Genomic DNA, 21,500 nt, shown 5'->3' with positions numbered 1-21,500 from the left:
TGGCGACGGTCTGGACGCTGTCGGTGGCGATCGAGCTTGCCTGGGTGGTCTCGCTGGCGCGCTCGGCGCTTTCCTGGGCCGAGGAGGAGAGCGCCCGCGCGGTCTCGTCCAGCCCGTTCGCCGTCGCACTCACCGTCCCGATCAGCGCCTGCACCTTGTCCCGGAAATCCGCGATCAGGGCTTCCATCTCGCTTTGGCGGCGATGGCTCTCGCTGGCGGAGTTTTCGCGCTCGGCGGCGAGGCCCTGCCGCTCGACCGCCCGCGCTTTCAGCACATTGATGGCGCCGCTGAGCTGGCCGATCTCGTCCTTGCGGTCCGTGTAGGGGACCTCCACCGCCAGATCGTCGTCGGCGATGCGATGGGCCACTTCGGAAAGCTGCGGGATCGGCTTCAGCAGACGGCGGGTCAGCAGGGCCATGCCGCCGACGGCGAGAACGAGGATCGGCAGGAAGGCGATCATCATCTGGCGGGTGACCGAGTCCATCAGCGCATTGATCGTCGACTTGCGCACCCCGGCATAGAGGATGCCGGCGATGTCGCCGCCCGGCGAATAGATCGGCTCATAGATCGTGTAATAGGGCGTTCCCAGGATCACCGCCTCGCCCCGGAACGTCTGGCCCTTGGTGACGACCGGATAGACCGCGCCGGTCTTGCCGAGCGGCGTGCCGACGGCCCGATCTCCATCCGGCTTGATGACATTGGTGGTCTTGCGCCAGAAGTCGCGGCTCTCCGGATCCCATTTGAACACGGTGACCGTTTCGCCGGTCATGCGCCCGATCGTATCGATCATCGTGTGGTCGGAGATTTCGTCGGGAATACTCTCCATGATCACGCGGCTGACATTGCCGTCCGATCCCCAGGTCACGGAGGTGCCGGGCATGTCGCGGCCGACGATCGTCGCGGCAATCCGCAGGCTGGCGTCCTGGCGAGTCACGGCGTCATGGGTGATCCGCTCGGCGATGACCAGGTAGATGACGGTTGCAACAGTTCCCAGAGCAAGCACCACCGTGAGCGCTGCCGCCATCGAGACGATTGAAACCAGGTTGAGGCGCGAGAGCAGGGTCATGGTTGGTCTTCCTCTTTGCGGAGTTCTTCCGCGTAAATTCATCAGTATTATTGCTTGTTGTAAAAGTGTAAAATTGTGGTTACCGGAAGAATTTCTTGTTTCTATCAGTTTTAAGCGAAGACAGAATTTGTCCTGCGCGAGGATTTCGACGCAAGGCTCGGTGTCGATCATGTCTTGCTGGCAATGCCAGACCGGGACCCCGGGGGGATCCGCCAGGCCGATTGCCGGCAGCGGATTTTTGGGCGCGTTTCCTGGTAGGGTATAGTTCAATCTGACTAACTCTTGGTAAACTTCAGGTGGCGATGGAGTTTCAATTGTAATTTCCTGCGAGTTTCGCTGGCGCTTGGGGGCATTTCTTGCAGTATTTTCGATATATTGAACATTGCCGGCAGACGAAATTCTGGAAGGCTGGTCGATCCTTGCAAGGCCAGCCGTGCGTGGCGGAATGATCGCCGTGCACGTTGCAGGGATGAGCGCGGCACATGTTGCGCCTGTCCTTGGTTCTTGTGCCGGGCAGCGTATACGGGCACTGAAGGAGAGCGGCGACATGAGACCCGGCGGTGAAGGCGCCGGCTCGCCGAGGGGCAGCCATGCGCAGCAGCTTTCGACGCAACGGGTTTGCATCGCACCGGACTGTCCCATATGTAGTGTCGAAAATTCAACTTTATGAGAAAGGCCGGTCGATGAGGCCGGTCGGGACCCGCCGTGATCGTCTGTTCCTGCAATGTCCTGACGGACAAGGAGTTACGCAAGGCCGCGCGCGAACTGCAGTCTGGGCCCGACCGCGTGGTCGTGACGCCGGGTGCGGTGTTTCGCGCGCTTGGCAAGCGCCCGCGTTGCGGTAGCTGTTTCAGCACCGTCATACCGATCATTCACGAGGAAGCACCGGCGGACAAGGATACGTCGTCGACAGCGGGGAAGAGCAGCGATGAAGGGTGATGCCAGGGTAATCGACTATCTCAACAAGGCTCTGCGGCACGAATTGACCGCCGTCAACCAGTACTGGCTGCATCATCGCATGCTCGACGAGTGGGGCTACGCGAAGCTGGCCGCGAAGGAACTCGAGGAATCGATGGAGGAACGGGCGCATGCCGACCGGCTGATCGCGCGGATCCTCTTTCTCGGCGGTTTTCCGAATATGCAGAGCCTCGATCCGCTGCGCATCGGCCAGTCGCTGAAAGATGTGATGGAAGCGGATCTGGCCGGCGAGTATTCCGCCCGCGCGCTCTACAAGGAGGCGCGAGAGGTGTCGTTGGCCGCGGGGGATTACGTCTCCAAGCTGCTCTTCGAGGATCTTCTGGTCGATGAGGAAGCGCATATCGACTATCTGGAGACGCAGCTCCAGTTGATCGAGCAGATCGGCATCGAGCGCTACGGCCTGCTGCAGTCGGAGGCCGCCGACGCGGCCGGCTGATCGGCGGCGGAGGGGCTGCCGAAGTCCAGCACCGGACCGGCGGCGGCCTCCGCGTCGGCCCGGTCATGGGTGACGAGCAGCACCGGCAGGCCGCGCGCGCGCGCCTTGTCGAAGACGAGCCTGCGGATCTGGTCGCGAAGCGCCGCGTCGAGCCGGGAGAACGGCTCGTCGAGCAGGAGCGCCCTTGGCCGCGACTCCAGCACCCGCATCAGGGCAACGCGCGCCTTCTGGCCGCCGGACAGGGTGGCCGGATCGCGGGCCTCGAAGCCGGCGAGGTCGACATCGGCGAGGGCCGCGGCAACTGCCGCCCGTCGCCGCTCGCGGCCGCGCAGATCTGCGGGCAGGGCGAAGGCGATGTTCTCGCCGACGCTCATATGCGGAAACAGCAGCGGGTCCTGGAACAGCAGCCCGAGGCGTCGCCGATGCGGCGGCAGGCGGGTGAGGTCGAGGGGGCCGGACAGCACCCGTCCCTGCGCGCTGAAGGCCGGGTCGAGGAAACCGGCCGCATAGGCGAGCAGGGTCGATTTGCCGATGCCGGAGGGCCCCATCACCGTCAGCACCTCGCCGGGCGAGATCTTCCGGTCGAGAGCGATCAACGCGCGCCCGGCAAGCACGATGCGGACCTGGTCGAAAACGAGGGCATCGGTCATGTGGCGGCCTCGCCGTCAGCGCGTCGGCGATGGGCGACGCCGGGGATTGCCGCCGCGAGCAGGAAGGCAGCGAAGGGCAGCAGCATCTGCAGCAGGCCATAGAGGCCGATGAGTTGCCGGTTGCCGCCGGCGGCGAGCGCCACCGCCTCCGTCGTCACCGTCGACACCCGGCCGCCGCCGATCAACAGGGTCGGCAGGTATTGCGCGACGGAAACGGCGAAGCCGAGCGCGGCCGCCGTCGCCACCGCCTTGCGTGCGAGCGGCAGCCGCACCCGCCAGAAGCTGCGGGCAGGCGAGGCGCCGAGGGCACTGGCCATATGGCCGTAGCGCGGATCGACCGCGCGCCAGGGATCGGACAGTGCCAGAAAGACGTAAGGCAGGACGAAGACCATGTGGCCGAGTGCGACCGCAAGGAGTGTGTCGTGCAGCCCGGCCATCAGGAACAGGATCTGGAGCCCGAACAGGAAGGCGATCTGCGGCACGATCAGGGGCAGATAGAGCAGCGGCAGCGAACGATGCTGAACCGGCCGCCCGTCGCGCGTCTCGTTCTCCAGGCAGGCAAGGGCGAGCGCGATCGCGACGGCGATGACCGGCAGGGCGATGGCGATGGTGGTGACGATGGCATCGCCTGCCGCTGGCCCGTGCACCATCCAGGCCCGCAGTGTCAGGTGATGGGGCAGCGTATCGGGAAAGCGCCAGGGACCGGCGAGCGACCACAGCGCCAGCAGTGCAAGACCGGCAAGCATCGCGGCGGCCAGCAGCGCCATCGCGCTTCCCGACAGGGCGGGGGTCAGACGTTCCGCCGCACTGCGCCGTCCTCCCTCGATCCAGCGGCGGCCGAGCATCGCGGCAAGCCGCTCGCCGCAGATCCACAGGAGAATGGCGAAAAGGCTGAGGCCAAGCTGTGCCAATGCGCCGGCCGAAGCCATGAAGCGCAGCGACAGATCGGGATCGTTCATCCATCCGGTCAGCCGCACGGCGAGCGGCGGCGGCGTGGTCGGCCCGAGGATCAGCGCCACGTCGACGACGGAGGTGGCATAGGCAAGGACGGCAAAGACCGGCAGACGGATCTGCGGATAGACGCGTGGCAAGACGGTGGTCAGCCAGCCGGCGACGGGCGCATAGCCAAGGCTTGCCGCGACCCTCCGGCTGCGCAGGGGATCGGCCTGCGGCAGGGCGGCAAGGAGCATCAGGAACAGGAACGGGATTTCCTTCGCCATCAGCCCGAGCGTCATCGTCAGCCCCAGTGGATCACCGACGATCAGCAGGTCCGGCGGGCGCTGGAGGCCGGTCGCCCAGGGCGACAGCAGTCGCATGACGAAGCCCGAGGGGGCGATGAGGAAGGCGAGGCCGAAGGCGGCGGCCGCATGCGGCACCGCCATCAGCGGCGACAGCAGCCGGCGGAGCAGCCGGAAGAAGCGGCTGCCTTCGAAGGCGGCGGTGAACAGCACCACGACCGCGAAGGCGCCGAGCGTCGCGGCAAGGCCGGTGCCGAGCGAGAGCAGCGCGGACTGGCCGATGCCGGGCTGGCCGAGCAGCAGGCGCAGCGGCTCCAGCGACATCGCGGTGCCGCCGAGCGCCGGCACATAGCCGGCCGCCGGCAGCAGGGTTCCGAAGAGCCCGGCCGCAACCGGCCCCAGCATCAGGGCGAGCGTGAGCGCCGGGGCGAGCTTCAGCATATGTGCTGCGCCCGCCGCTCTGCGCGTCGCGCGGTCACTGCGAGGCGTAGCGGGCCGTCCAGGCGCGCTCCAGTTCGACCATCCAACTGGCATGCGGCTCGTCGATCACCGGCCCGAGCTCCTCCGGCGACAGGGTGGCGATGCCGAGATCGAGCGCGGCGAAGCGCTCCCGCTCGGCCGTCTCCAGCCGCTCCACTGCAAGCACGGTCGGATCGCCCCAGATCGCCGGATCCTGCTTGCGCGCCTGGGCTTCGGGCGACAGCAGGAAGTTGGCGAGGACAAGGGCGCCGGCCTTGGCGCTGGCATTGAACGGAATGGCGACGAAATGAGCGTTGCCGATGGTGCCGCCGTCCAGCACGAAGGTGCGCACGGTGTCGGGCAGTTCGCCGGCGGCGATGGCCGCGGAGGCGCCGGCGGGATTGAAGGTGAAGGCGATGTCGATCTCGCTGTCGGCCAGCAACTGGCGCAGGGCCGGCTGGTTCTGCGGGAAGGATCGACCCTGCCGCCACATGTTCGGATGCAGGTCGTCGAGATAGGCGAAGAGCGGGGCGACATCGGCCTCGAAAGTTGCCGGGTCGACGGGGCGGGACAATTTGTCGGTGTCGGCGATGGTGGTGGCGAGCACCTGCTTCAGGAAGGTCGAGCCATGGAAGTTCGGCGGCTGCGGATAGGTGAAGCGTCCGGGATTGGCTTTCGCATACTCGGCGAAGGCGGCGAGTGTCTTCGGCGGCTCGGGCAGCGTCGCCGTGTCGTGCATGAAGACGAGCTTGGCCATGCCCCAGGGACTTTCCAGCCCGTCCGTCGGTTCGGTGAAATCGGTCACCACCGCCGGCTTGTTCTCCACATCGACGAGCGGCCAGTTGGGGAGCTTCGTTGCCCAGCCCGGCGTCATCAGCAGGCCCGACTGCTTCAGCGACACGAAATTCTCGCCGTTGATCCACACGAGATCGACAGCGCCGCCGCTGTCCTTGCCGGCCGCCTTCTCGGCGACGATGCGGGCGACCACATTGGCGGTGTCGTCCACCTTCACCTGTTCCACGGTGATGCCGTGCCGCTGCTTCACCTGCTCGCCGGCCCAGGCGATATAGGCGTTGATGCGCGGCTCCCCGCCCCAGGCGTGGAAGTAAACGGTCTGCCCTTTCGCCTGCGCCAGCACCTCGTTCCAGGCGGCCGGGTCGACGGCCTCCGCGGCGCGGCCCGTTGCGACCGTCAGCGGCAGGGCGAGCGTGGCAGCCAGCAGGGCGCCGCGCATCAGCCGCGGCAGCAGGCGAGTGTCGGTCATGTGGAGTCCCCCTTCCCGTTTCGCATTGTGTCGCAAGCCCCTGCAATGACGGTCAACACACGGCTTCGTGACGCTGTTGCCGCTGCCGTGATCGTCCGCATCGCGACTAGAGCGGCAGGACATGCGTGTCCTTGACCTCTTCCATCACCGCGTAGGTGTGCGTCTCGCGCACACCGGGAAGATCGAGGACGGCGTCGGCCAGCAGCTTGCGATAGGCCGCCATGTCGGAGACGCGGGCCTTGACCAGATAGTCGAAGCCGCCGGCGACCATATGGCATTCCAGCACCTGCGGCACCCGCTTCACCGCCCGGGCGAAGGCGTCGAACACGTCCGGCGTCGTCCGGTCGAGCTTGACCTGGAGAAACACCAGCAGCCCCTGGCCGAGGCGGAGCGGATCGAGTTCGGCGGAAAAGCGCAGGATATATCCCTCGCGGAGCAGCCGCTTCATCCGTTCCGCCGTCGCGGTCGGGGAGAGGTTGACCCTTGCGGCGAGATCCGTCGTGGTGATGCGGCCGTCGACCTGAAGCACTTCGAGGATGCGGCGGTCGATACGGTCTAGTCCCGTGGATTGCACGGCAGTTTCGGATTTCACAGGCAAAATTCCATTATGATTGCCAATCTTTGCCGAAATTCACGGCATATCCGGCAGTATAATACGAAAATCTCCGAAGAACGAGGCTTGTTCGGGGAGTGGAGCGGCGGGTCGCAGGATCCGCCGCGAGCGTATGCCTTCGATCTGGAGTCGTCATGACCTCTGCCCCGGAACGCGCGCCCGCCGCGCTGTCTCAGACCGATCTTTCTCCTTTCCGCGCTCCCTTCGCGCCCTCCGACGACAGCGCCGTTCGCGGTCTTCTGGGCAAGATCGCCTTCGACGAGGCGACGGAGGCGCGGATCGACGACATCGCCTCCGGCTACATCCAGTCGATCCGCTCGGCGATTGGCGGCCTCGGCGGCGTCGAGGATTTCCTGCGCGAATACGGATTGTCGACCCGCGAGGGACTGGCGCTGATGGTGCTGGCAGAGGCGCTGCTGCGCGTGCCGGACGCGGTGACCGCCGACAAGCTGATCGAGGACAAGCTGGCCGCTGCCCGCTTCGACGAATCGGAAGGGGGGGCATCCGACACCTGGCTGGTCTCCGCCTCCTCCTGGGCGCTCGGCGTCACCTCCCGCTTGCTGCATCCGGGCGAGCAGCCCAATACGATCCTTGCCGCCCTGGTGAAGCGCATGGGCATGCCGGCAGTGCGTGCGGCGACGCGCCAGGCGATGCGGATTCTCGGCCACCAGTTCGTGCTCGGCGAGACCATCAAGGGCGCCCTGTCGCGGGCGAAGGGTCAGGAAGCCAAGGGCTACCGCTACTCCTACGACATGCTGGGTGAGGGCGCCCGCACCGCCGGCGATGCCGAGCGCTACTTCCGCTCTTATGCGGATGCGATCGAGGCGATCGGTGCGGCGGCCGGCAAGGGCGAACTGCCCGCCCGCCCGGGCATTTCCGTCAAGCTCTCGGCGCTGCATCCGCGCTATGAAGCGGTCAAGGGCACGCGCGTGCGCGACGAACTGGTGCCGCAGTTGCTCAAGCTCGCCCAGGCGGCCAAGCGCCACAATCTCAACTTCACGGTCGACGCGGAGGAGGCCGACCGGCTGGAGATCTCGCTCGACATCTTCGCCGCCGTTGCGGCCGATCCCTCGCTTGCCGGCTGGGACGGTTTCGGTCTTGCCATCCAGGCCTACCAGAAGCGGGCGCTCGCCGCCGTCAACTGGATCATCGGTCTCGCCGAGAGGCTCGATCGCCGCTTCATGGTGCGTCTCGTCAAGGGCGCCTACTGGGATACCGAGATCAAGCGCGCGCAGGAGCGCGGGCTGGAGGACTTCCCGGTCTTCACCCGCAAGGCGGCAACGGACCTCTCCTATCTCGCCTGCGCCGGGGCGCTGCTCGGCGCGCGAGCCCGCATCTATCCGCAATTCGCCACCCACAACGCGCTGTCGGTCGCGCAGATCATCGCCATGGCCGGCAACGAGGGCGGCTTCGAGTTCCAGCGCCTGCACGGCATGGGCGAGAGCCTCTACAAGGCCGTGACCGAGCGCGACGGGCATCCCTGCCGCATCTATGCGCCCGTCGGCGGCCATCGCGATCTGCTGGCCTATCTGGTTCGCCGCCTGCTGGAAAACGGCGCCAACTCGTCCTTCGTCTCGGCGGTGGGTGATGCTTCCGTGCCGATCTCGCGGCTGCTTGCCCGCCCGCACGATCTGCTGGCCGGAGGCACCCGCGCCCGCAATCCGAAGATCCCGCTGCCAGCCGCGCTCTATGGGGAAAGCCGCAACAACTCGAAAGGCCTGGAGTTCGGCCTTGCCCGCGACCGCACCCGGCTTGTCGAGGAGATGGCCAAGGCCCCGCGTATGGTCGATGGGGCGGGGCCACTTTGTCCTGGCGTGAAGGTGCAGGGCAAGGAGCGCTCGGTCCTGTCGCCGATCGATGGCGCGACCCATGTCGGCTCCGTGCGCGAGGCGACGCCCGACGACGTCTCGGCGATGTTCGACGCGGGCCTCAAGGGCTTTACGCGCTGGTCGCGCACGCCTGTCGACCAGCGGGCGGCGGCCATCGCCCGGCTTGGCGACCTGCTGGAGGCGGAGACGCCGCGGCTGATGGCGCTGCTCGCCCGCGAGGCCGGCAAGACCCTGCCCGACGGCCTTGCCGAGGTGCGCGAGGCGGTCGACTTCTGCCGCTACTACGCCGCCGAGGCGGTGAAGCAGTTTGGCGAAGGCACCTTGATGCCCGGACCGACCGGCGAGGAAAACCGCTACCGCCTGCGCGGGCGCGGCGTCTTCGTCTGCGTCTCGCCGTGGAATTTCCCGCTGGCGATCTTCCTCGGACAGATCACCGCGGCGCTGCTGGCCGGCAATGCGGTGATCGCCAAGCCGGCCGAGCAGACGCTGCTGATCGCTTTCGAGGCGGCAAAGCTGATCCATGCCGCCGGCGTGCCGGAGGATGTGTTCCTGCTGGCGCCCGGCGGGCGCGAGTTGGGCGCGGCGCTGGTCGCCGAGCCGCGCGTTGCCGGCGTCGCCTTCACCGGCTCGACCGAAACGGCCTGGGCGATCAACCGGACGCTTGCGGCCAAGCGCGGTCCCATCGTGCCGCTGATCGCCGAGACGGGCGGCATCAACGCCATGCTGGTCGACGCGACGGCGCTGCCGGAGCAGGTCTGCGACGACGTGATGATGTCGGCCTTCCGCTCCGCCGGCCAGCGCTGCTCGGCGCTTCGCCTGCTCTACTTGCAGGAGGACGTGGCCGACAAGCAGCTCGAGATGCTGAAGGGTGCGGCGAGCGAATTGTCGCTCGGCGATCCGGCGGATCCGGCGACCGACATCGGCCCGGTGATCGACCTCGATGCCCGCGACCGTCTGCTGTCGCATGTGGGGGAGATGCGCCGGACCCAGAAGCTGCTCTATGCGGGCGAGGCGCCCGGCGGGGCGCTGGCGCGTGGGACCTGGGTGGCGCCGCATATCGTCGAGCTCGACAGGCCCGATGCACTGACCAAGGAGACTTTCGGCCCGATCCTGCATGTGGTGCGCTACAAGGCATCCGACCTGCCGAAGATGCTGGAGACCATCGCCGCGACCGGCTACGGCCTGACGCTCGGCGTGCACAGCCGCATCGACGCGACGGTGGCGGCCGTGGTCGACCGGTTGTCGGTCGGCAATGTCTATGTCAACCGCAACACCATCGGCGCGGTGGTCGGCACCCAGCCCTTCGGCGGATCCGGCCTGTCCGGCACCGGTCCGAAGGCCGGCGGCCCGGCCTATCTCGGCCGCTTCGCGCTGGAGCAGGTCGTCTCGATCAACACGGCGGCGGCCGGCGGCAATGCCAGCCTGATCGCCATGGCCGAGGAAGACTGAGGCCTACTTTACGGACTGCCGGGCCGAGCGCGTGCTACTTGCGCGGCTTGGCCCGGTTGGTCGCCGGGGCGGAAAGCGGGTCGTCCGGCCAGGGGTGCTTGGGGTAGCGGCCCTTCATCTCCGCCTTTACCGCTGCCCAGGAGCCGCGCCAGAAGCCCGGCAGGTCGCGGGTGATCTGGATCGGCCGGTGGGCCGGCGACAGCAGTTCCAGGATCAGCGGCACGCTGCCTCCCGCAATCGCCGGATGCCGGTCGAGGCCGAAAAGCTCCTGCACCCGGATGGGCAGCGTCGGCCCTTCCTCGCGGTCGTAGTCGATCGGGACATGCGAGCCGGACGGGGCGGCGAAATGGGTCGGCAGCAAGCGGTCGAGCTCGCCCAGCCGGTGCTGCGGCAGCAGGGCGGCGAGCGCATTGCCCAGCATCTCGGCGTCGAGCGCGGAGGCGCTGCGCAGGCCCGCGAGATAGGGGCCGAGCCAAACCTCCATCGTTTCGCTCAAGGCATCGTCGCCAAGATCCGGCCAGGCCTCGGCCTCGACAGCCGGCAATAGCCCCCGCAAAGTCACGACGCGGGCGCGCAGGGCCGCCTGGGCCTTGCTCCAGGGCAGGGCGCGGGCGCCGCGTGTCTTGAGGAAGGCAAGGAGAGCCGCGGCGACGGCATCCGGATCGGGATTGGGCTCGACAGCTTCGCGCAGCACCAGCCGGCGATAGCGGCGCAGCCGCCGTGCTCGCACAGAGCCCGAGGCCTCGCAGGCGACCTGCACCTCGTCCTCGATTTCGCCGGCGAAAAGCTGCTCGATCTCCTCGCGCGTGATTGGAGCGCCGAGCAGGATGCGGCCGCGCGCGGCATTGCCCTGCAGGTCGGCGACGACGAGGAACGGCTCGCGCGCCAGCGGATCGGCCTCGTCGACGCGCCCGCCCCGGCCATTGGCCATGCGGAAACCGCCGCGCCCGTCCTGCGCCTGCGCCACCCGGTCGGGATAGGCGAGCGCCAGCAGCCTGCCGGCCGCTTCCGTGTCGCCTGCTGCCAACGAAGTCGTCTTCGCGCTCGGCCCCTTGTCGATCAGCGATTGCCAGCGCTGGGCCATGCCGCGCGCGGCTGTGCTGCGCGGATCGCGGGCGCGGCGAAAATCCATCAGGCGGTGGCGAAGATCCGCCGAGCGCCCGCCGAGTCCCTGTTCGGAGAGCAGGGCCGCGATCTCGCAAGCAAGCCGGCCCTCTCCCGTTTCCGCCGCCCGCACCAGCATATGCGCAAGCCGAGGCGCCAGCGGCAGCGCGCGCATGCGCTCGCCCTCCGCCGTCAGCCGCCCCGTGCCGTCGAGCGCTTCGAGCCGCTGCAACAGGGCGACTGCCTCGTTCCAGGCGGCCGCCGGCGGCTGGTCGGGAAAGCGCAGGCTGGCGGGATCGCTGACGCCCCAGGCGGCAAGGTCGAGCGCCAGGCTGGAGAGGTCTGCCTCGAGGATTTCGGGCCTGTCGTCGGCGGGCAGCGAGGCGGTCTGCGCCTCGTCCCACAGCCGGTAGCAGATGCCCGGCTCCATGCGCCCGGCGCGGCCGCGCCGCTGGTCGGCAGCGGCGCGCGAGGCCCGTACGGTCGCAAGCCGGGTGAGACCGGTCGCAGGCTCATGGACCGGCACGCGGGCAAGGCCGCTGTCGATGACGACCCGCACGCCCTCGATGGTCAGCGAGGTCTGGGCGATTGAGGTGGCCAGCACCACCTTGCGCCGGCCGCTCGCCGCCGGACGAATGGCGGCACTCTGTTCCGCGCCGGTGAGAGCACCGTAGAGGGGAGCAAGGTCGGTATCGGCGGGCAGGTGCGGCAGGAGCATCTCCGCCGCGCGGCGGATCTCGCCCTGACCGGGCAGGAAGGCGAGGATCGAGCCACTCTCCTCCGCCAGTGCCTTGCGCACCGCGCCCGCGACCTGAGCCGCGATGTCGCGACCGCCATCGCGTCCGAGATAGCGGGTCTCCACCGGAAAGCTGCGTCCCTCGCAATAGATCACCGGCGCGCCGCCGAGATGGCTGGCGACGCCTGCCGCATCGATGGTCGCCGACATCGGCACGATGCGCAGGTCCTCGCGCAGCGCCCCTTGCGCATCGAGTGCAAGCGCAACGCCGAGATCGCCGTCGAGCGAGCGCTCGTGAAATTCGTCGAAGAGGATGCAGGCAATGCCCATAAGCTCGGGGTCCTCCAGGATCATTCGGGTGAAGACGCCTTCGGTGACCACTTCGATGCGCGTTCGGGCGGAGACTTTCGTCTCCAGCCGCACCCTGAGGCCGACCCGTCCGCCGACCTCCTCGCCAAGCAGCGACGCCATCCGGGCAGCAGCCGCGCGGGCCGCGAGCCGGCGGGGCTCCAGCACGATGATGCGCCCGTCGCCGCGCCATGTCGCATTGAGCAGGGCCAGCGGCACCACCGTCGTCTTGCCGGCGCCGGGTTCGGCCACCAGCACGCAGGCGGTATGCGCTTCCAGCACGGCAAGCAGATCCGGCAGCACCGCATCGATGGGAAGCGGTGGCCGCGTTGCGGCAGCCTCGCTCATTGCGGTGTCGCGGCGGAGCCCATGGCGTCGTCGGCGCTCCAGTGCCGTCCGGCAAGCTCGACGGCAAACAGCGTCGGGGTGCGGGCGAAGCTTGCAAGCCCCTCCAGCGCCGGGTTGCTATGGCGCACCAGGAAGGTCGGGATCGAGGCAAGCAGCGCCGAATGCGGAGCCTTCGCCTCGAAGGAGGCGCGGAAGGCGGGATGCGCCAGATAGGTGTCGATGCGGCCGGGAATGCCGCCGCCGAGGAAGACGCCGCCGCGAGCCAGGAAGGTGAGGGCGAAGTCGCCGGCCACCCGCCCCAGCGCCCGCACGAAGATGTCCATGGTGCGCAGGGCGATCTCGTCGCCGCCGTCGGCCGCCTCGGTCACGTCGCGCGGCCGCTCGAAGGCGCGGTGGGTCGCGGCTTCCGCCGCCACGGCCCGCGACAGGCGCAGCAGGCCGGCACCGCTGATGATGCGCTCGGCACCGATGCGCCCCTCCTGCCGCTCGATATGCGGCCAGACCCGATAGTCCATCTCGGAGACGGGACCGAGTTCCATGTGGCCGCCTTCGCCGGGGATCGGGACCCAGGTGCCGGCGGTATGGATCATGGCCGCCGCGCCGAGGCCGGTGCCCGGCCCCAGCACCACCTTGGCGCCGTTCGCCTGTGCCGTTCCGCCGCCGATCTGGCGGATGTCGTCGCCGGCAAGGCCGGGCAGGGCCAGTGCCTGCGCCTCGAAGTCGTTGAGCACCACGACGCTTTCCAGGCCGAGCCGGCGGATCAACTCGCGCGGCTCGATCACCCAGTCGGCGTTGGTCATGGGAATGCGGTCACCGGTGACCGGCCCCGCCACCGCGAGCACGGCCGTACGCGGCATGACCGAGGTGTGGTCGAGCACCGTCGCGATCGCCGCCTCGGCAAGGCCGGGGAAATCGGCGGTGGGCACGGAGCCGTAGACCTTCGTCGCGGCATGGGTGTCGGTGACGATCGCGAAACGGGCATTGGTGCCGCCGATATCGGCGACGAGCACGGGAAAGCGGAAACCGCGAAGGCTGGGCGGGGACAGGGTCATCAGGCCTGGGGGAAGATTTCGGGAGTGGTCGAAGTGGTCGGAAGGCCGGCAAGGCGCGCCGAGCGCAGCAGGATATCGGCCGTTGCCCGGTTCAGCGCCATCGGGATGTTGTAGACAAGAGCAAGGCGCATCAACGCCTTGACGTCGACATCATGTGGCATGGGCGACAAGGGATCGACGAGGAAGATGAGCCCTTGCAGCCGACCTTCGGCGATCATCGCGCCGATCTGCTGGTCGCCGCCGAGCGGGCCGCTCTTCAGCCGCTCGATCACCAGGCTCGGACAGGCCTCGAGAATGCGCCCGCCGGTGGTCCCGGTCGCCACCAGGCGGAAGGAGCCAAGCTTGTCCTCATGCGCCTTGGCAAAGGCGACCATCTCGTCCTTGCGGGCATCATGGGCGACCAGCGCCAGCGCCGGCTTGGCGGGACGTGTGTCGGGCAAGGGGCTCGCGGTTCCGGTCAAGGCGATCCTGCGTGGTCTCTGGCGGTGGCGGACAAGCGGATACGGATCCTGAGCCTAGTGTGGTGAATTTGAAATACGCCTCATTTTGACAGCACACCCAGAGCGTATTTCAAATTCGAAAGCCACACTAGAAACATAAACTTGCTAGTCATCCTTTTGAATCTGAAGTTCGTACGGAGCATGCCATGAACTGTGACGAACTTCAGATTCGGATGACTAGGATGTACCCGCTTACGCGCCGGGTTGAAAGCCGCTCCTTGCAAGGGGGCGTCACCCGGCCGGAGCTGTTCAATCATAGAGCCCGCAATTGACCGGCTTGCGGCTGCTTGCCCGGTGCACGAGCGGCCGCTCCGGCATCAGCCCCGCGATCTCCAGCACCAGCTTCATGCGGATCGCATCGGCAAACTGCTCGCGCGAGCGCACCGGTATGGAGAAATGCCCGGCTCCGCCGATCACGCAGTCCTCATAATAGTGGTCGACGTTCAGCATGGCCTGCCAGGTGTCGCGATCCGCCTTCAGCATCAGCGGCAGTCCGTTGATGGTGATGCCGGCGGCGATCGCCTGGTCGCGGAAGATACTGACCTTGCCGCCCTGGTTGTTGGGACCATCGCCGGAAATGTCGATGACCTTGCGCAGGCCCTGATAGTCGCTCGTTGCCATCATCGCGACGGAATGAGCGATGGCGGCGGAGATCGAGGTTCTCTGGCTTTGCCGCAAGGGGGCTTCGGCGATCTTTGCGGCGAAGGCCGCCGCCGAGGCGTGGTCGCTGATCACGGACCAGTCCGCGACAATGAACTGGTCGCTGGCGCTGCCCCATTCCATATAGGCGATGGCGATGCGCCCGGTCGGGCCGTAGCGGATCGCGTCGACGACCTCGGGCGAGGTCAGGGCCGCCACATAACCGGCCCGCTGGATCTCCTGCTCTTCCTTGTCCATCGACTGGGAAATGTCGACGGCCAGCACGAGTTCGACGTCGACCTCGCGCTCGGGATCGTAGCCGTATCCGAAGACGGAGGCGTTGCCGGCAGCGGCCGCCGGATTGGCGAGAGCCATGACGCAGACGATCCAGCCGGCGAGCACGTGACGCGTTCCGGCGATGCGGGCAGGCAGGGTCTGTCCTGCCTTCGGGGAGAGAACTGGCACGCACATGGTCGAAACTCCTTCAACCGGTGAAGGGCTCCTGCCTTGTCCGACGCTCCTCGTTCGTGCCTTATCTCGCGTCCGTTCCCTCTCCCGACCGCAGGTCTGCGGCTTCCTTCCGGCGCTCTGGCGATAACCGGCAATGAGCAAGAGCCGTGCCAGACGCTGCGGAAACCTGGTGTTTTCGCCAAGGGAAACCGTTTTGCCGGGTTGGTTCGCGAGCCGCAATCTGTGCGCCTTGCGAAACTCGATCCCGCTCAGCCGGTTAACGATTCCCTCCGGCGTTCCTCACGCAGGGGGCGCGCAGCGCCCATCACTCGGACAACTGCCCTTCCTTTCGGCAAATAGGGCCATTCTGCAAGAAATCCAGGCAAATCCTGCCGGCGGCCAGGCAGGATTTGCCGGGAAACGAGGAAACTGCCGTCTTCCGCTGCGGCTTGTTGCGAACGTGCTTGACCTTGGTCGGGCGCTCATGCAGTCTGATTGAAAGAAATCTCAAGAGCTGAAGAAATTTTCAGCCACAGGCGAGGGGTCCGGCATTTCGTTCCGACGCGGCAGGTGCCGCGCGGCGGCCGTCCCAGCAGGCGGGGACGACGGGAACGGGCATGCAGGCAGGCGACTGGACAACAGACATGGCGATCCGCGCCGCGTGGATGTCCTTCGTCGGCGGTGCGACGCAGGGCGAGATCGCCACGCGCCTCGGCATTTCGACCGCCAGGGTCCACCGGCTCATCGCCCACGCCCAGAAGACCGGTCTCGTCCGCTTCCAGATCGTCGGCCGTCCATCCGACTGCCTGGAGATCGAGGCGGCACTGGCGGATGCCCATGGCCTGTCCTCTTGCCTGGTCGCTCCGGACATCGGCAACTGCGACGACGCCTCGGCCATCCGCGCGATTGCCGAGGTTGCAGGCCCGCATCTTGCGAGTCTGCTTGGCAATCCCTCGCTCGTCCAGCTCGGCGTCGGCATGGGCCGCACCCTCAAGGCCGCAGTCGAGATGATGCCGCGCATCCAGCGTCCGGATCTCAGCATCGTGTCGATTTCCGGCTCGCTGACCCGCAAGCTCTCCGCCAATCCGTTCGATGTCGTCCAGCAACTGGCCGAGCGCACCGGCGGCGAGGGCTATTACCTGCCCGTCCCCTATCTCGCCGAGAGTGTTGCCGAGCGCGACACGTTCCTCGGCCAGCGCAGCGTGCAGGCGCTGCTGCAGCGGGCCCGCGCCTCGGACCTGTTCGTCATCGGCATCGGCTCGGTCGAGGATGACGGCCATCTCATCAGCCGCGACCTGATCTCGCGCGAGGAGCAGCGCGACCTGATCGCCACCGGCGCGGTCTGCGACCTGATGGGCCGGTTTATCGGTCGCGACGGACGTCTCGTGCCCGCAAAGCTGGGCGACAAGGCCGTCGGACTGCCCTTCGAGGCTGTTCGGGGCGCGCGTATCGTCGCGCTGGCCGGCGGGCTCGGCAAGCTTGAGGCAACGCGCGCCGCCCTGCGCGCGGGGCTGATCACGGACCTGATCGTCGACGAGAACCTGGGGCGAGCCCTGGCCGTCGCGGAAGGAACCAGACAAGCCCGCTCGGCATGAGGCCGGCGGGAAACAGGTGGAGGTAAGTCATGGTGATGAAAAGCGTGATTCTCGGGGCCGCGGCGGCGGTCCTGCTCGCCGGTACGGCGCTGGCTCAGGATATCCAGCCGGCGGTCGTCTATGACCTCGGCGGCAAGTACGACAAGTCCTTCAACGAGGCGGCGTTCATCGGCGCGGAGAAGTTCAAGTCCGAGACCGGCATCGACTATCGCGACTTCGAGATCCAGAACGACAGCCAGCGCGAGCAGGCGCTGCGCAATTTCGCCCGTCGCGGCGCCAATCCGGTGATCGCCATCGGCTTCCTGCATGCCAACGCGCTGGAAAAGGTGGCGGCGGAATTCCCCGACACCAAGTTCGCCATCGTCGACATGGTCGTCGACCTGCCGAACGTCCGCTCGATCCTCTTCAAGGAGCATGAAGGCTCCTACATCGTCGGCAAGCTGGCGGCGATGGCGTCGGAAAGTGGCAAGGTCGGCTTTGTTGGCGGCATGGACATCCAGCTCATCCGCAAGTTCGCCTGCGGCTACAAGCAGGGCGTCAAGGAGACCAACGCCGATACCGAGATCTTCGAGAACATGACCGGCTCGACGGGCGCGGCCTTCAACGACCCGGCCAAGGGTGGCGAGCTTGCCAAGTCGCAGATCGACCGCGGCGCCGACGTGATCTATCACGCCGCCGGTGCCACAGGCCTCGGCGTGCTGCAGGCGACGGCCGATGCCGGCAAGCTCGGTATCGGTGTCGACAGCAACCAGAACGCCCTGCATCCGGGCAAGGTGCTGACCTCCATGCTGAAGCGTGTCGACATTGCTGTCGAGAAGGCCTTCACCGACGCCAAGGACGGCAACTGGACCTCGGGCATCTATTCGCTCGGCTTGGCCGAGGGCGGTGTCGACTGGGCTCTCGACGAGCACAACGAACCGCTGATCACCGACGACATGAAGGCGGCGGTCGACCAGGCCAAGGCCGACATCATCTCCGGCAAGATCGTCGTCCATGACTACATGGCGAGCGAAAGCTGCCCCTTCTGAGGTGACAGGCATGCGCCGCGGGCAGGGCCTGCGGCGCATGCCGCCCCATTTCGGGGCTGGCGATGCGGGACAGCGGTGATGACGCCTATCCTGAAAACGGTTGCGATCCTTGCCCTTGCGGCGGGTCTTGCCGCGACACCCGCGGCGGGTGAGCCGGCGCTCGTCTATTCCGTCGGCGGCAAGTTCGACGGCTCGTTCAACGAAGCCGCCTTCCGTGGCGCCGAGCGGTTTGCCGCCGACACCGGCGAACCCTATCGGGACTTCGAGATTGCTCGCGATGCCGACAGCCTGCAGGCGCTGCGGGGCTTTGCCGCGCGCGGGGCGGAGCCGGTGGTTGCCATTGGCTTCAATCAGGCGGCGGCGGTCGCGGCGGCGGCCAAGGACTATCCGCAAACGAATTTCTCGATCATCGACATGGTGGTCGAGGCACCGAACGTGCGCTCCGTCGTCTTTCGCGAGCATGAGGGCTCTTATATCGCCGGCCTGCTGGCCGCGATGGCGTCGAAAACCGGGACCATCGGCTTCGTCGGCGGCATGGACATCCCGATCATTCGCCGGTTCCTGTGCGGCTACCGCCAGGGAGCGGCATCCGTTTCGCCCGACATACGGGTTCTCTTCAACATGACCGGCGACACGCCGGCGGCCTTTGCCGATCCGGCGCGCGGCGCGGAGCTTGCGCGTGGCCAGATCAAGCGCGGCGCCGATGTCATCATCCAGGCCGCGGGCGGCACCGGCATCGGTGTGCTGCAGGCCGTGGCCGATGCCGGCGTTCTCGGCATCGGCACCGACAGCAATCAGAACGGCCTGCACCCCGGCCACATCCTTACCTCGATCCGCAAGCGCGTCGATGTTGCCGTCTATCGCAACTTCGCCGACACGCAGGCCGGCACATGGAGCGCCGGCCTCGAGGTGCTTGGCCTGGCGGAGGGCGGCATGGACTGGGTGATCGACGACAACAACCGCGCGCTCGTCACCGCGCAGATGGAGGCGGCGGCCGGCGAGGCGGCCGCCAGGATCGCCGACGGCACGATCACCGTGCACGACGCGGTCAGCGACGGGGAGTGTGCGCTGTGAGCGACCAGCTTGCCATCGAACTCGTCGGCGTCGACAAGCGCTTCGGACAGGTCCACGCCAACAAGGACATCCACCTGAAGGTCAAGAAGGGCTCGATCCACGGCATTGTCGGCGAGAACGGTGCCGGCAAGTCGACGCTGATGTCGATCCTCTACGGCTTCTATCACGCCGATTCCGGTGAGATCCGCGTCGACGGCAGGAAGGTCTCCATTCCCTCCAGCCAGGCAGCGATCGCGCTGGGCATCGGCATGGTCCACCAGCACTTCATGCTGGTGGAGAACTTCACCGTGCTTGAGAACGTCATTCTCGGCGCCGAAGGCGGCGCTCTGCTCGCCGGCGGGATGTCGAAGGCCAGGGCCGAGCTGAAGCGCCTTGCCGACGACTACGATCTCAAGGTCGATCCCGACGCGCTGATCGAGGACCTTCCCGTCGGCCTGCAGCAGCGGGTGGAGATCCTCAAGGCGCTGTTCCGCAGCGCCGACATCCTGATCCTCGACGAGCCGACGGGCGTGTTGACCCCGGCGGAAGCCGATCACCTTTTCCGCATTCTCCGCGTGCTGCGCGACGAGGGAAAGACGGTGCTGCTGATCACCCACAAGCTGCGCGAGATCATGGCCGTGACCGACGAGGTCTCCGTCATGCGGCGCGGCGAGATCGTCGCGACGCGGCAGACGTCGAAGACCTCGATGGGCGAGCTTGCCGAACTGATGGTCGGCCGCCGCGTCCTGCTGGAAGTCGAGAAGGGACCGGCCCAGCCCGGCCGTCCGGTTCTGACGGTGGAGAATCTGACGGTGCGCGACGCGCGCGGCGTCGATGTGGTGCGCAATGTCTCGCTGGAGGTGCGCGCCGGCGAGATCGTCGGCATTGCCGGCGTGTCCGGCAACGGCCAGTCCGAACTGCTGGAAGCGATCGCCGGCATCCGCGCGGTGACATCGGGCACCGTCACGGTCGACGGGACCCGGGTGGATCTGACGCAAGGCGGCACGGATCCCGCCGCAATGCGCGGGCTCGGGCTCGCGCATGTGCCGGAAGACCGCCACCGGATGGGACTGGTGACCCGTTTTCCCGAATGTGAGAACGCCATTCTCGGCTATCACCGCGACCCGGCCTATGGGCGCGGTCCCTTCCTCGACTTCGACCGGATCCGCAAGGCGGCGAAGACCGAGATCGAGAAATACGACATCCGCCCGGCCGAATGCATGCTGAAGACCGCCAATTTCTCCGGCGGCAACCAGCAGAAGATCGTGCTGGCGCGCGAAATCGAGCGCGACCCGGTCATCCTGCTCGTCGGCCAGCCGACGCGCGGTGTCGACATCGGCGCCATCGAGTTCATTCACAAGCGTATCGTCGCCCTGCGCGACGCCGGCAAGGGCGTCCTGCTGGTCTCGGTCGAGCTCGACGAGATCCGCGCGCTGGCCGACCGGGTGCTGGTCATGTTCGACGGCAAGGTTGTCGGCGAGCGCGCGCCGGAGACGGCGGAAAGCGAGCTGGGCCTGCTGATGGCGGGCGCCAGCGGACAGGAGGCGGCGGAATGACGGCGGGACAGCTTCCGCGCTGGGTCGACTACGGGCTGATGCCGGCACTCAATGTCGCCGCCGCCTTCCTGGTCTCGGGCCTGGTGGTGCTCTTGATCGGCGAGAACCCGGTCGAGGCGGTCAAGGTCCTGGTCTGGGGCTCGCTCGGCTGGAACGAGGGCATCGGCTTCACCCTGTTCTACGCGACCAATTTCATCTTCACGGGCCTTGCCGTCGCGATTGCCTTCCATGCGGGCCTGTTCAACATCGGCGGCGAGGGGCAGGCCTATCTTGGCGGTCTCGGCGTCGCCCTGGCGTGCCTTGCGCTCGATCGCTATGTGCCCTGGTGGGTGACGCTGCCATTCGCGGTCGCGGGGGCTGCCGCCTTCGGCGCGGCCTGGGCCTTCATCCCGGCGATCCTGCAGGCCAAGCGCGGCAGTCACGTCGTCATCACGACCATCATGTTCAACTTCATCGCCGCCTCGCTGATGGTCTACCTGCTGGTCAACCTTCTGTCGAAACGCGGGTCGATGCAGCCGGAGACCCGCACGTTCGAGAGTGGCGGCCGCCTGCCGCTGCTGCAGGACGTGTTGCCGGGGACCAATTTCGGCTCCGCGCCGGTGAACTTCTCGTTCCTGCTGGCGCTCGCCGCCTGCCTGCTGGTCTGGGTGATCGTCTGGCGGACCCGGCTCGGCTACGAGATCCGCACCTTCGGCGCCAATCCGGTCGCCGCCGTCTATGCCGGAATCTCGCCGCTGCGCATCACCGTGGTCACCATGCTGATGTCCGGCGGTCTTGCCGGCATGATGGCGATCAACGAGATCATGGGCTCCCAGCACCGGCTGCTGATCGAGTTCGTCTCCGGCTACGGCTTCGTCGGCATTGCCGTTGCGCTGATGGGCCGCGCGCATCCTGTCGGCATCGTCTTCGCCGCCATCCTGTTCGGTATGCTCTATCAGGGCGGGGCGGAACTTGCCTTCGAGATGCCGGCGATCACCCGCGACATGATCGTCGTCATCCAGGGTCTGGTGATCCTGTTCGCCGGCGCGCTGGAGCACATGTTCCGCCCGGCGCTGCTGCGCATCTTCGGTGTGCTGGCCGCCCGGCCGGCTCCGGCGGCGTGAGGGGGA

General features: G+C 67.4%; 17 protein-coding genes. 8 read left to right on the top strand and 9 right to left on the bottom strand.

Annotated elements, in window-relative coordinates; all coding sequences use genetic code 11:
- Nucleotides 1–1,066, bottom strand: a 1,066-nt coding sequence (locus P2PM1_RS19885) for a methyl-accepting chemotaxis protein (RefSeq protein WP_186400243.1), incomplete at its 3' end; no start/stop codon positions are given.
- 705 nt (nucleotides 1,067–1,771) lie between these two features.
- Between P2PM1_RS19885 and P2PM1_RS19880 the strand changes: the two genes are divergently transcribed.
- Together P2PM1_RS19880 and bfr are read left to right on the top strand one after the other, a co-directional pair.
- On the top strand, nucleotides 1,772–2,005 hold the full coding sequence (locus P2PM1_RS19880) for a bacterioferritin-associated ferredoxin (protein WP_186386286.1): 234 nt from the start codon (nucleotides 1,772–1,774) through the stop codon (nucleotides 2,003–2,005).
- Nucleotides 1,995–2,480, top strand: a complete 486-nt coding sequence (bfr, locus tag P2PM1_RS19875) for a bacterioferritin (protein ID WP_186400242.1) — start codon at nucleotides 1,995–1,997, stop codon at nucleotides 2,478–2,480. Before P2PM1_RS19880 ends, bfr begins: the two co-directional genes overlap by 11 nt.
- Here the strand turns inward: bfr and P2PM1_RS19870 are convergent.
- The 4 genes from P2PM1_RS19870 to P2PM1_RS19855 all read right to left on the bottom strand — a co-directional run bounded on the left by P2PM1_RS19870 (nucleotide 2,438) and on the right by P2PM1_RS19855 (nucleotide 6,665).
- Entirely contained in the window at nucleotides 2,438–3,130 is a 693-nt protein-coding gene (locus tag P2PM1_RS19870; protein ID WP_186400241.1) for an ATP-binding cassette domain-containing protein, read from the bottom strand. The two genes, bfr and P2PM1_RS19870, sit on opposite strands and share 43 nt — an antisense overlap.
- Nucleotides 3,127–4,809: an ABC transporter permease gene (locus P2PM1_RS19865; protein ID WP_186400240.1), complete on the bottom strand. Its 1,683-nt coding sequence runs from the start codon at nucleotides 4,807–4,809 to the stop codon at nucleotides 3,127–3,129. The genes P2PM1_RS19870 and P2PM1_RS19865 overlap by 4 nt, the downstream gene beginning before the upstream one ends.
- A gap of 34 nt (nucleotides 4,810–4,843) precedes the next feature.
- Complete coding sequence (locus P2PM1_RS19860; protein WP_244301575.1) at nucleotides 4,844–6,091, bottom strand: ABC transporter substrate-binding protein; 1,248 nt, start codon at nucleotides 6,089–6,091, stop codon at nucleotides 4,844–4,846.
- Between the two features lie 106 nt (nucleotides 6,092–6,197).
- Nucleotides 6,198–6,665 (bottom strand): Lrp/AsnC ligand binding domain-containing protein, encoded by a 468-nt coding sequence (locus P2PM1_RS19855; protein WP_186400239.1) that lies wholly within the window; start codon nucleotides 6,663–6,665, stop codon nucleotides 6,198–6,200.
- A 173-nt stretch (nucleotides 6,666–6,838) separates the two neighbouring features.
- On the opposite strand from P2PM1_RS19855, the gene putA reads away from it, so the two are divergent.
- Entirely contained in the window at nucleotides 6,839–9,982 is a 3,144-nt protein-coding gene (gene putA, locus P2PM1_RS19850; protein ID WP_186400238.1) for a bifunctional proline dehydrogenase/L-glutamate gamma-semialdehyde dehydrogenase PutA, read from the top strand.
- A 34-nt stretch (nucleotides 9,983–10,016) separates the two neighbouring features.
- Here the strand turns inward: putA and hrpB are convergent, their stop codons facing one another.
- The 4 genes from hrpB to P2PM1_RS19830 form a co-directional block, all read right to left on the bottom strand.
- Nucleotides 10,017–12,518 (bottom strand): ATP-dependent helicase HrpB, encoded by a 2,502-nt coding sequence (gene hrpB, locus P2PM1_RS19845; protein WP_186400237.1) that lies wholly within the window; start codon nucleotides 12,516–12,518, stop codon nucleotides 10,017–10,019.
- Nucleotides 12,515–13,570, bottom strand: coding sequence for a glucokinase (glk, locus tag P2PM1_RS19840; RefSeq protein WP_186400236.1), 1,056 nt, complete (start codon nucleotides 13,568–13,570; stop codon nucleotides 12,515–12,517). The genes hrpB and glk overlap by 4 nt, the downstream gene beginning before the upstream one ends.
- Nucleotides 13,570–14,010 (bottom strand): methylglyoxal synthase, encoded by a 441-nt coding sequence (locus tag P2PM1_RS19835; protein WP_256376480.1) that lies wholly within the window; start codon nucleotides 14,008–14,010, stop codon nucleotides 13,570–13,572. Before P2PM1_RS19835 ends, glk begins: the two co-directional genes overlap by 1 nt.
- A gap of 309 nt (nucleotides 14,011–14,319) precedes the next feature.
- The gene (locus tag P2PM1_RS19830) at nucleotides 14,320–15,180 is read right to left on the bottom strand and encodes a DUF1194 domain-containing protein (RefSeq protein WP_208985351.1); all 861 of its coding nucleotides are present in this window, start codon (nucleotides 15,178–15,180) and stop codon (nucleotides 14,320–14,322) included.
- A gap of 623 nt (nucleotides 15,181–15,803) precedes the next feature.
- On the opposite strand from P2PM1_RS19830, the gene P2PM1_RS19825 reads away from it, so the two are divergent.
- The 5 genes from P2PM1_RS19825 (at nucleotide 15,804) to P2PM1_RS19805 (ending at nucleotide 21,494) form a co-directional block, all read left to right on the top strand.
- The gene (locus tag P2PM1_RS19825; RefSeq protein ID WP_186386279.1) at nucleotides 15,804–16,754 is read left to right on the top strand and encodes a sugar-binding transcriptional regulator; all 951 of its coding nucleotides are present in this window, start codon (nucleotides 15,804–15,806) and stop codon (nucleotides 16,752–16,754) included.
- A 35-nt stretch (nucleotides 16,755–16,789) separates the two neighbouring features.
- Nucleotides 16,790–17,782, top strand: coding sequence for a BMP family protein (locus P2PM1_RS19820; RefSeq protein WP_186386290.1), 993 nt, complete (start codon nucleotides 16,790–16,792; stop codon nucleotides 17,780–17,782).
- 78 nt (nucleotides 17,783–17,860) lie between these two features.
- Nucleotides 17,861–18,856 carry a BMP family ABC transporter substrate-binding protein gene (locus tag P2PM1_RS25550; RefSeq protein WP_186396077.1) on the top strand — a complete coding sequence of 332 codons (996 nt, stop codon included), beginning with the start codon at nucleotides 17,861–17,863 and terminating at the stop codon, nucleotides 18,854–18,856.
- Nucleotides 18,853–20,391: an ABC transporter ATP-binding protein gene (locus P2PM1_RS19810; RefSeq protein ID WP_186396078.1), complete on the top strand. Its 1,539-nt coding sequence runs from the start codon at nucleotides 18,853–18,855 to the stop codon at nucleotides 20,389–20,391. Before P2PM1_RS25550 ends, P2PM1_RS19810 begins: the two co-directional genes overlap by 4 nt.
- A complete protein-coding gene (locus tag P2PM1_RS19805) occupies nucleotides 20,388–21,494 on the top strand; it encodes an ABC transporter permease (protein WP_186386276.1) in 1,107 nt (368 codons plus the stop codon). Before P2PM1_RS19810 ends, P2PM1_RS19805 begins: the two co-directional genes overlap by 4 nt.
- The last annotated feature ends 6 nt before the right edge of the window (nucleotides 21,495–21,500 follow it).

Origin of the sequence: Stappia sp. P2PMeth1, from assembly GCF_900185735.1 — a bacterium.
Classification (GTDB): Bacteria; Pseudomonadota; Alphaproteobacteria; order Rhizobiales; family Stappiaceae; genus Stappia.
The sequence above is the reverse complement of the archived record's forward strand: the minus strand, read 5'-3'. Positions and strand labels throughout refer to the sequence as shown.

Coding starts and splice junctions, on each gene's coding strand:
- P2PM1_RS19865 (WP_186400240.1), bottom strand. CDS start 4,809: ATGCTGAAGCTCGCCCCGGCGCTCACGCTCGCCCTGATGCTGGGGCCG.
- putA (WP_186400238.1), top strand. CDS start 6,839: ATGACCTCTGCCCCGGAACGCGCGCCCGCCGCGCTGTCTCAGACCGAT.
- P2PM1_RS19870 (WP_186400241.1), bottom strand. CDS start 3,130: ATGACCGATGCCCTCGTTTTCGACCAGGTCCGCATCGTGCTTGCCGGG.
- glk (WP_186400236.1), bottom strand. CDS start 13,570: ATGACCCTGTCCCCGCCCAGCCTTCGCGGTTTCCGCTTTCCCGTGCTC.
- P2PM1_RS25550 (WP_186396077.1), top strand. CDS start 17,861: ATGACGCCTATCCTGAAAACGGTTGCGATCCTTGCCCTTGCGGCGGGT.
- P2PM1_RS19830 (WP_208985351.1), bottom strand. CDS start 15,180: ATGTGCGTGCCAGTTCTCTCCCCGAAGGCAGGACAGACCCTGCCTGCC.
- P2PM1_RS19805 (WP_186386276.1), top strand. CDS start 20,388: ATGACGGCGGGACAGCTTCCGCGCTGGGTCGACTACGGGCTGATGCCG.
- P2PM1_RS19820 (WP_186386290.1), top strand. CDS start 16,790: ATGAAAAGCGTGATTCTCGGGGCCGCGGCGGCGGTCCTGCTCGCCGGT.
- hrpB (WP_186400237.1), bottom strand. CDS start 12,518: ATGAGCGAGGCTGCCGCAACGCGGCCACCGCTTCCCATCGATGCGGTG.
- P2PM1_RS19825 (WP_186386279.1), top strand. CDS start 15,804: ATGGCGATCCGCGCCGCGTGGATGTCCTTCGTCGGCGGTGCGACGCAG.
- bfr (WP_186400242.1), top strand. CDS start 1,995: ATGAAGGGTGATGCCAGGGTAATCGACTATCTCAACAAGGCTCTGCGG.
- P2PM1_RS19860 (WP_244301575.1), bottom strand. CDS start 6,091: ATGACCGACACTCGCCTGCTGCCGCGGCTGATGCGCGGCGCCCTGCTG.